This is a genomic window from Actinomadura meyerae, from assembly GCF_900188445.1.
GTDB lineage: Bacteria > Actinomycetota > Actinomycetes > Streptosporangiales > Streptosporangiaceae > Spirillospora > Spirillospora meyerae.
In genome coordinates this window covers 1-7215 of record NZ_FZOR01000081.1, presented here as the reverse complement: position 1 = coordinate 7215, position 7215 = coordinate 1, and the positions used below count along the sequence as shown (strand labels likewise).

Below are 7215 nucleotides of genomic sequence, written 5' to 3'. Positions count from 1 at the left end.
AGGCTTCAATCGCTTTCACGAACTCCACATGGACCTGCGACGCCTGTGGATATGTGGATAACACCCTGACGGTCAGGCTAATTTAACGGCATTGCGATATATCTCCTCTCCGGAAGTTCGTCTAGCTCCATCTCTGAGAAATTGCAAAGCTATCCAGCTCGCCAAGAGGTACTTATCGTCATCGGTGAGTGGCCATACCTTCTCATTGAGGACGCGCTTTAGGGCAGGCGCAGTTTTCGCTTCCACGGTTGAGAGAAGCTTTTCGAAGGAGTCGGGCTCGTGTCCCTCGATCTCTACGCTGTAGAAATGCTTTTGTACAGTTGCGTCCTTGATTGACTGCGGATGGGATTCCGAGCCGCCGAGTGGGAGGCGAAAGATTCTGTCGTTGACGTCGGCGAAGCCTTTGAGGTAGAACTTCGAAACAACATGATGCCTGCGTGCAGGTTTGTTCTTTGGGGGCATGACTTAAGGGTAGCGCGGACTAACCGCCAGGGGGCAGGTTCAGGGCTCGCCAGTCCGCTTCGCTGATGGCTGGAGCCATGACCGTCACCGTCCGGTGAGGTTGGTGCGTAGCCTGGGATGATCGCTGCCGCAGCTTCCAAGCGTGCAGGACGTGGCCGGCCCTGCTCCCCGGGTTCCGCATGCCTTCTATCGGGCTCCGTAGATGACAACGACTCCTTCGGTCTTAGGCACTCCCGTTCGTCGACGCCAAGGATGCAGAGCGGCGCATCTTTGCTGCAATGACCTTCTCCGCTGCATTAATAGCTCCGAACGGGAGCGGCTTCATATCGAATCCTGCGCCGACTTCCCAGCCCTTATCTGGGGCGCTGTACTGCACGGCAACAGCGTCAGGATGCAGAGACATGAAGATGCTGCGGAACTCACGAGCGTCCCTAAGGGCAACTTCTATTCTCGACGCCGTGTGCTCAAGTACAGAATCGCCGATGACGCGTAGCCCCATCATGGCATCCTCGACAAGTGGTACCAGTGGGATAGCTGAAGGGCAGGCCCTAATCTCTGCGGCCACAGAACTCCAGCCGTTGAATCGTTCGAGGAGAATGTCTCTGTCCAGAACGAGAAAGTCTCCCCCGATATGGAGACCGTGAAGCGGTATTCCTAGATGCTGTGCATAATTTCTCAAACGAACGCAAAAGCGATAGCCAAAGCGGTCATCGTACTGTCGACTGCAAGCGGCTTTGAAGAAGTCCAAAGTTTCGGAGTCGTCTGAACGGCTAGCTCTATAAGTGTTATGATCAACAAAGGTGCGTGCCGCGCAAAGCCAGTCCATGGTCGCGCCGACGACGTTGATTAGCGTGCCATTAAGTTCAGCCGAGAATGGGTTGTTCTGAGTCGTTCTCGCGACCTTTATGGCTCGCTCCCAGTTTTCGTAAGCTCGCTCGACATAGGCAAAGCTGTTCGTCTCGACTGCTGAAAGATAGTCAAGGGCGTCGACCCATTGCTCCTCTTTGGTGCCATCGACGTTCGCCAAAGTTATGATCTCAGACTTGTCGTCTGACCGCCTCAGGGCGCCAATCACCGTCGCACCTCACTCAAAGTGTCTGTATGCACAGGAGTTATACAGTATGTAGTTGGAGCGGAAGGTGCAAGTTGATTAAAGGGGCCGGAAGATTCAAGATCCATATGTCCTCAGGAGCGGGCTAGCGTGCACTGTGGACATACTGAGATTCATAGTCCTGTGGAAGTGACAGACCAGTATGGTGGCAAGTGGTCGTGAATCTGCAGCTCAGCCCTACGATCGCCACAGCTTGGCTGAGGTGGGTTGCGTGGTTGGGGGCGATCGCTGCCGCGCGGCTTCCGGTGCTCGGGCCGTGGCCGGCCCTGCACTCCGGGTCCGCTTGCCCTCGGATGAGTCGGGTGCTGTCGCCGTCACGGAGTGGGCCGGGGACGCGCAGCTCAGAGGCACGGTGGCGTGCAATTAGCGTGCAATTAGGCAGGGTGATCAAGGGGCAGTCACGGTCACTTGCGGTACGTGGGAAGGCCAGGTCAGCCGCCGTGACGGCCTAGATCGGTTTGATTCCCAAGCTGACAGCGCGGGTTCGATTCCCGTCACCCGCTCGCAGCGCAAAGGCCCAGGCCAGGGACATGTTCCCCGGACCTGGGCCATGATCGTTTCTAGGGCGCGATCAACGACGGGCCATCAGCGGGCCATCGCCCACTGGCACCAGCGTCCCAGGCGCTCCAACGTGGTCCTCTTCGTCACCCTGATCGGTTGCGTCTTCAAGGGCGCCCGCTCCGCGGCCGCGGCCGGTTGGTCCGGACCGGGCGTGCGGCCTCTCCGGGCAGGTCTCGCCCGGGCCGACCGGCCTATGCCACTCGGAGACGACTGGTGGGGAGGGTCCTCACACACGACCTGACGCGGGCAGGGGGAACAGCCTGGGCCGCCTCCAGTGTCGGCTGGCGCCCGCGAACTGTCCGAATGGCGCGAGCGCCCCGTTATCACTCATCAGGGCACTGCCAAAGCCGCTCCGCATGTTCAGGGAGCCATCGATATGACATTCTGTCGGCCTGGCCGGCGGAAGGTGAAGTGGCATGCCTGACGTTCGAAAGACCCTGGAATTGCGCCCGGGTTCCCGGTCAGCGCTGATAGTGGCGACCGCCACGGTTCTGGGCGCCGTGGTCGAGGTCGCCGCGATCCTGATCAGCGACGCCCCCACGCTGCCCGCCCTGGTCATGGGGCCCATCGTTGCCTTGTTGATCATCCTGGGAGCATGGACCTTCCTCACCGCCCGCATCACCCTGACCTCCGACGAGGTCGTCGTGCGGCGGACGTTCATCCGTCGGCGCCAGCCGCGTTCGCGCATCACAAATGCTGTGCGCGCAACCATTGAACCAATCGACACGCGCAGGGGATTGCCCGACCAGAGCCTGTTCCTGCTCGATGCGCATGACACGCTGCTCCTCAGAGTGAGGGTCACCTACTACAAGCGCCAGGACGTGGACCGGCTGGTCAAGATGCTCGCCGTACCGTGCAGTGGGCCCCACCACTTCGGGAGCGCCAGAGAATTCGACCAGACGTATCCGGGGCTGTTGTCGTCGTCGGAACGGCATCAGCGATGGATCACGTTCGCAGTCATCGGTATCTTGTGCGCCGCGCCCTTGGCGGTGGTGCTCGTCTTGCTCGCCACAGCACCCTGACCCGCGACAGACGGACAGCAAGAGATCCCCTCCCGCGGGTGTTGCGCCTTCACCGACGCACACAGGGCTTGTTGGAGAACCACCGCCCTCGGCCCCCGCCACATCCGCGAGCTACTGCGCATCAACGCCGATCTCCTTGCACACGCAGCCGTGGTCTTCGGGGACGTCGACATGGACGCCCAAGCCGAGCAGTACGCCACCATCGCACTCGTGCTCGCCCGAGAGGCCGGAGCCAACGAGTCGTAGGCGTGGTACGCCCAAGCCGAAACGGCCCGCTGGCAAGACCGCCATTTCGAAGCGGCCGATCTGTCCCGGCAAGGCTTCGAGGCCAGTCCCCCCACGCCGATGAAGACACAACTCGAGCGTCAGCCACTTCTCGGCGTCGCCTTTGCGCGCGAAAGTCTTGGGTGCTGTCCGGCGCTGTCCGTTCGGCGCGAGGTAGCTCGGTGGGCTCAGTGCCCATGTCACCCAGTCTTCAACCGTCCCCGTCCACCCTCGGCCACCAGGTCCGCGGACGCGGCAGCGTCAGAGATCAAAATCGCCCTTGCTCACCCGCTCGGTCAACTCTCGCCACGTCCTACGGTCGACGAAAAACGTCGAGCCGTCAGGGCGCTTGGAGTCGCGGACGGCGATGACGTCGCCGACAGCGGCGACCTCGACGCAGTCGCTCCCTGTGCTGCTGCTCTGACTGGCCTTGCGCCAGTGCGCTTGCGAGAGTTCAGTGAGCAGGTTCATCGGAATGCTGATACTCCCTGGCGATCTCGGCGATCAGCGCCATCGAGTCGTCTTCGGAGAGCGCCTGATCGCAAAGGCGGTCAAATCTCACATTACAGCGGCGAACCTGCCCGACGTCCTCGACGTAGATCTCACCGCCCATGCCCTCCAGGTAGACAACGTCGGGATCGAGTTCGGCGGCGAAGCTGAGGATCACGAAGGCACCGTCCATGCAAGCGTGCTCTCCGGCCGAGGCTGGTACCACACGGATGCTGACATGGGGCTTCTGCGCCGTGTCGATCAGCGCCTCGAGTTGCCGGCCCATGACCTGCGGGCCGCCGACGGGGCGCCTGAGAGCCGCTTCGTCGAGTACCACGCTGTAGGACGGTCCGTTCTGTCGCTCCAGGATGGCTCGCCGCGCCATACGTGCCTGAAGACGGCGCTCGGCGGACCCGAACAGTGAGCCCATCGTTCGCTGACGCGGTACACCGGATGCTCCTGGAAGATGCGTGCGGACCCGGCGAGCCGCGCCGCCGGGCCGAGGAGCGGATGCGCCGGGCTGCCTGATTGGCTCTCTCGGGGGTCTCCTGGCTACGGTCCACAGCCAGCACGGCCTTCTTCTAGAGGAAACGGCCTCTTCGGCCAGGGCCATGAGACGCCTTGCTCATGACGAGAGTGTGCCATCGAACGACCGCAGAACGGGCGATCCCGAGCTGGCAGGGTGAGGCAGCCCACCCGCGAATCACTACGCCGGTCCCGGACCAAGGAGTTCCGTCCGGTCCCGCCTCACGCCGCCGTGCGCGCCGGCCCCAGTCTGCCGGTCATAGTTGCTCCTCCATGCGTTTTAGGGCGCGTTCCGGGAAGTCACTGGACGATTCTTTGACGTTCTTAATGATCGCGAGTACCCCCTTGTATGCGAACAGGACCGTTGAGCTTCGGCTCTTGGTGCGCCCCGACACTGCCTCGACGTCGACCATGCGCCCTACATCGCCGAGGGAAAGTGTACGGTCTCTGACAGTCCAGCGAAGCTGAGAGTCGGGTTCTCCAGCTTTGAAGCTCAAGCACTTCTTCGGCAAGGGGGAACGGACGACAGCTTCTGCCCCGTTATCGGGAAGAGCAACGAGAACCTGCTCGAAAGCGGTGTCGTTCAGTTCGGTGCCCCAGGCGCGCAAAGCGGCGGGAGCTTGGGACCCGGTCTCGCCAAGGATGCGGACATGGCCTCCCGGTGAAAGGCGTTTAAGGCAATCAGTGCCGATGGTTGGCCACGGTTGTCGGCCTCCCAGCAGTCGGTCTTCTAAACGCTGGTAATCGTCCTGCGCATCGGAATATGTGATGTCGAGCCCAGGGTAGGAGGCCACCATGGCGTTCAGGAGTTGGGTTGAGTCCACATGCGCCTGCTGTTCCTGAGGGGTGGTGCTCTCGCTCTCGCCGCATGCCGAGAGGGGGAACAGGAGGAAGGAGATGATTGCGGCAATCCGGTGCACCAGGTGATCATAGAACCCTGGCGGTGAGCTCAACGGCTTAGCGCCGAACATATCCGGAGACGGCCACGTGCTCGCCGGTGGAGCGTGCGCTTCCGGGAGGGCTCGTGCTTTCCCAGCCCCTCTTGTGCTCCGGAGGGCACCTTCGCGCGAACAGCCCGGCTCCGCGCCAACCCGTCCGGAGCCGGGCGGCGTGGGCGCCGGTTATCGGACGGCCGCGCCAGATTGACGTGCTCTGCGGTCGATGCTGAGGTCGCGGGCCAGGTGCGCGCGTCGCAGGCCGTGTGAGCGCAGGTAGTGGAGATCATCGGAAGTGTCGTACATGAGCTGGACGTGGAAGTAGTTCACGTACTCCAGCACCGCGAACAGCCCGAAGCCCAACCCCGGCCAGCTCCCCGCCCCCGGAGCGGTGACCACCCTCCCAACGAGGAACAACAGCCCAGCAGCAAGAAGCAGGGCACTGGCGATGCGGGCTACCGCGAAGGCCCCGGCACCGGGCAGAGGCACGCCAGGAGCGGAGATCTGCCGGAGCTTGGCCAACCAGTACCCGCCCCCCACCACAAGCAGCCCCGCGAACATCGCGAAGCCCACCATGTTCGCCGCCGTCAGCGGGAAACCGACAACGCCGAACCAGATCACGGCCTGCAACGGGAGGTTGAACAGTTCCAGCCAAGCCAGCGACCGCAGCCGCCGTCGAACCCAGGAACGGGAACGATGATCCATCCGAGGATTACCTCAACTCAGACGCCCAAGGCGGCCGGTAGACGCCACGCACCAAGATCCGGAGCATACGCGGAACAGCGAGCGACGCCGCGACCGGGAGGCAACCATCGTGCACGGGGCAGCGCGACGTCCCGGCTGGATCGGATCAGCACACGCGAGATGCTGACGGACGTCGCAGAGTCCCTCCCCTTGCACTAGGAAGATCATCTTGACCAGTCGTGAACGCTACGTCGGGTGGCGCAAGTCCTCGTACAGCGGAACGGGCAACAACTGTGTCGAGGCCGCGCGAGCCGGTGGAGGTCGGGTGGGTGTCCGGGACACCGCGGCCCGTCACGCCGGGTGTCGAAAGATGGCGGCTCCCCGCGGTACCGGGGAGTCGCCCATCGCCCCCGTTGCTTGACCGGGACAGGCGGGGACGGCCCTGGGCAGTACTGATCCTGCTACGAACCAGAAGGTTGCCGGCGGGAGGGCTTGCCGTAGAGGGAGACTCTGTCGTCGCGCTCGAAACTGTGTTGGCGTCCGAGGAACATGGTGCTCTCGGGGGCTTCGTGGGCGATGCTGACGGTCCAGTCGTAGTACGTCCAGGTCATTGAGTAGCCGGAGAGCCGAAAGTTGGCCCGGTACCGCATGCTTTGGCCAGGTGCCAGGGTTCCCAGGCGGACCGTTCGCCTGGTCACTGGGTAGGAGGCCCAGACCGGGTGGCGGTCGATTCGGATTGCGCCGCTCGGTTCGCGCTTCAAGCCCAGCCAGCTCACTTCGGAGAGGTCGCTGTGGATATGGAGTTCTTCGGACGGGACATACCCCTCGGACTCCCGCATCCAGATCTCATGCACCAGTACCTGCCCGCTGCCGTCACTGGCCGGGAGCGGGAATGTCTTGGGGAGCCGGCCGCGCACGGTCGCCTCAGCCTCGATCCACCGATGGTGTATCGAGGTCGATCTCTCGGTCTTTTCGGGAGGACGGTTGAGTTGTCGGCCGCCCGCGGGCAGGGGTGATCGGCTGGTCTGCCCAGCTTTTCCACGTGTTCGGTTCCGGTCGGGCCCTGGCGGGCGGTGGATAACGGCAGGTCAGCGGCTGTCGGGTGGGGCGTGGAGGGTGGTGAACAACTGCCGCCAGGCGTCGGCCCAGGGCCAGTTGCGGG

The 7215-nt window shown here is 63.1% G+C and carries 9 protein-coding genes and 1 pseudogene; 2 read left to right on the top strand and 8 right to left on the bottom strand.

Going from position 1 to position 7215, the window contains the following annotated elements; all coding sequences use genetic code 11:
- Positions 1-72 precede the first annotated feature (72 nt).
- Both CHF16_RS38785 and CHF16_RS39975 read right to left on the bottom strand, forming a co-directional pair.
- Positions 73-462, bottom strand: coding sequence for a DUF4238 domain-containing protein (locus tag CHF16_RS38785; RefSeq protein WP_089331190.1), 390 nt, complete (start codon positions 460-462; stop codon positions 73-75).
- 223 nt (positions 463-685) lie between these two features.
- Positions 686-1489, bottom strand: coding sequence for a hypothetical protein (locus CHF16_RS39975; RefSeq protein WP_143228348.1), 804 nt, complete (start codon positions 1487-1489; stop codon positions 686-688).
- 1061 nt (positions 1490-2550) lie between these two features.
- Here CHF16_RS39975 and CHF16_RS38780 point away from each other — a divergent pair.
- On the top strand, positions 2551-3156 hold the full coding sequence (locus CHF16_RS38780; RefSeq protein ID WP_089331189.1) for a hypothetical protein: 606 nt from the start codon (positions 2551-2553) through the stop codon (positions 3154-3156).
- 369 nt (positions 3157-3525) lie between these two features.
- On the opposite strand, the pseudogene CHF16_RS42305 reads toward CHF16_RS38780, so the two are convergent.
- The 5 genes and pseudogenes from CHF16_RS42305 to CHF16_RS38765 form a co-directional block, all read right to left on the bottom strand.
- Positions 3526-3624 (bottom strand): annotated as a pseudogene (locus CHF16_RS42305) (hypothetical protein); the annotation flags it as partial.
- A gap of 57 nt (positions 3625-3681) precedes the next feature.
- Positions 3682-3891: a DUF397 domain-containing protein gene (locus tag CHF16_RS38775; RefSeq protein WP_089331188.1), complete on the bottom strand. Its 210-nt coding sequence runs from the start codon at positions 3889-3891 to the stop codon at positions 3682-3684.
- Positions 3875-4339, bottom strand: coding sequence for a DUF5753 domain-containing protein (locus CHF16_RS38770; RefSeq protein ID WP_143228346.1), 465 nt, complete (start codon positions 4337-4339; stop codon positions 3875-3877). Before CHF16_RS38770 ends, CHF16_RS38775 begins: the two co-directional genes overlap by 17 nt.
- Positions 4340-4691: 352 nt before the next feature.
- On the bottom strand, positions 4692-5354 hold the full coding sequence (locus CHF16_RS39970; protein ID WP_143228344.1) for a hypothetical protein: 663 nt from the start codon (positions 5352-5354) through the stop codon (positions 4692-4694).
- A 201-nt stretch (positions 5355-5555) separates the two neighbouring features.
- Positions 5556-6074 (bottom strand): hypothetical protein, encoded by a 519-nt coding sequence (locus CHF16_RS38765; RefSeq protein WP_089331186.1) that lies wholly within the window; start codon positions 6072-6074, stop codon positions 5556-5558.
- Between the two features lie 208 nt (positions 6075-6282).
- Between CHF16_RS38765 and CHF16_RS38760 the strand changes: the two genes are divergently transcribed.
- Positions 6283-6474 (top strand): DUF397 domain-containing protein, encoded by a 192-nt coding sequence (locus tag CHF16_RS38760; RefSeq protein ID WP_089331185.1) that lies wholly within the window; start codon positions 6283-6285, stop codon positions 6472-6474.
- Between the two features lie 40 nt (positions 6475-6514).
- Here CHF16_RS38760 and CHF16_RS38755 read toward each other — a convergent pair whose 3' ends face one another.
- Positions 6515-6970: a hypothetical protein gene (locus CHF16_RS38755; protein WP_089331184.1), complete on the bottom strand. Its 456-nt coding sequence runs from the start codon at positions 6968-6970 to the stop codon at positions 6515-6517.
- Positions 6971-7215 lie beyond the last annotated feature (245 nt).

Excerpts from the sequence above, each read along its gene's own strand:
- CHF16_RS38785 (WP_089331190.1), bottom strand. The coding sequence starts at position 462 with ATGCCCCCAAAGAACAAACCTGCACGCAGGCATCATGTTGTTTCGAAG.
- CHF16_RS38780 (WP_089331189.1), top strand. The coding sequence starts at position 2,551 with ATGCCTGACGTTCGAAAGACCCTGGAATTGCGCCCGGGTTCCCGGTCA.
- CHF16_RS38775 (WP_089331188.1), bottom strand. The coding sequence starts at position 3,891 with ATGAACCTGCTCACTGAACTCTCGCAAGCGCACTGGCGCAAGGCCAGT.
- CHF16_RS38770 (WP_143228346.1), bottom strand. The coding sequence starts at position 4,339 with ATGGGCTCACTGTTCGGGTCCGCCGAGCGCCGTCTTCAGGCACGTATG.
- CHF16_RS38765 (WP_089331186.1), bottom strand. The coding sequence starts at position 6,074 with ATGGATCATCGTTCCCGTTCCTGGGTTCGACGGCGGCTGCGGTCGCTG.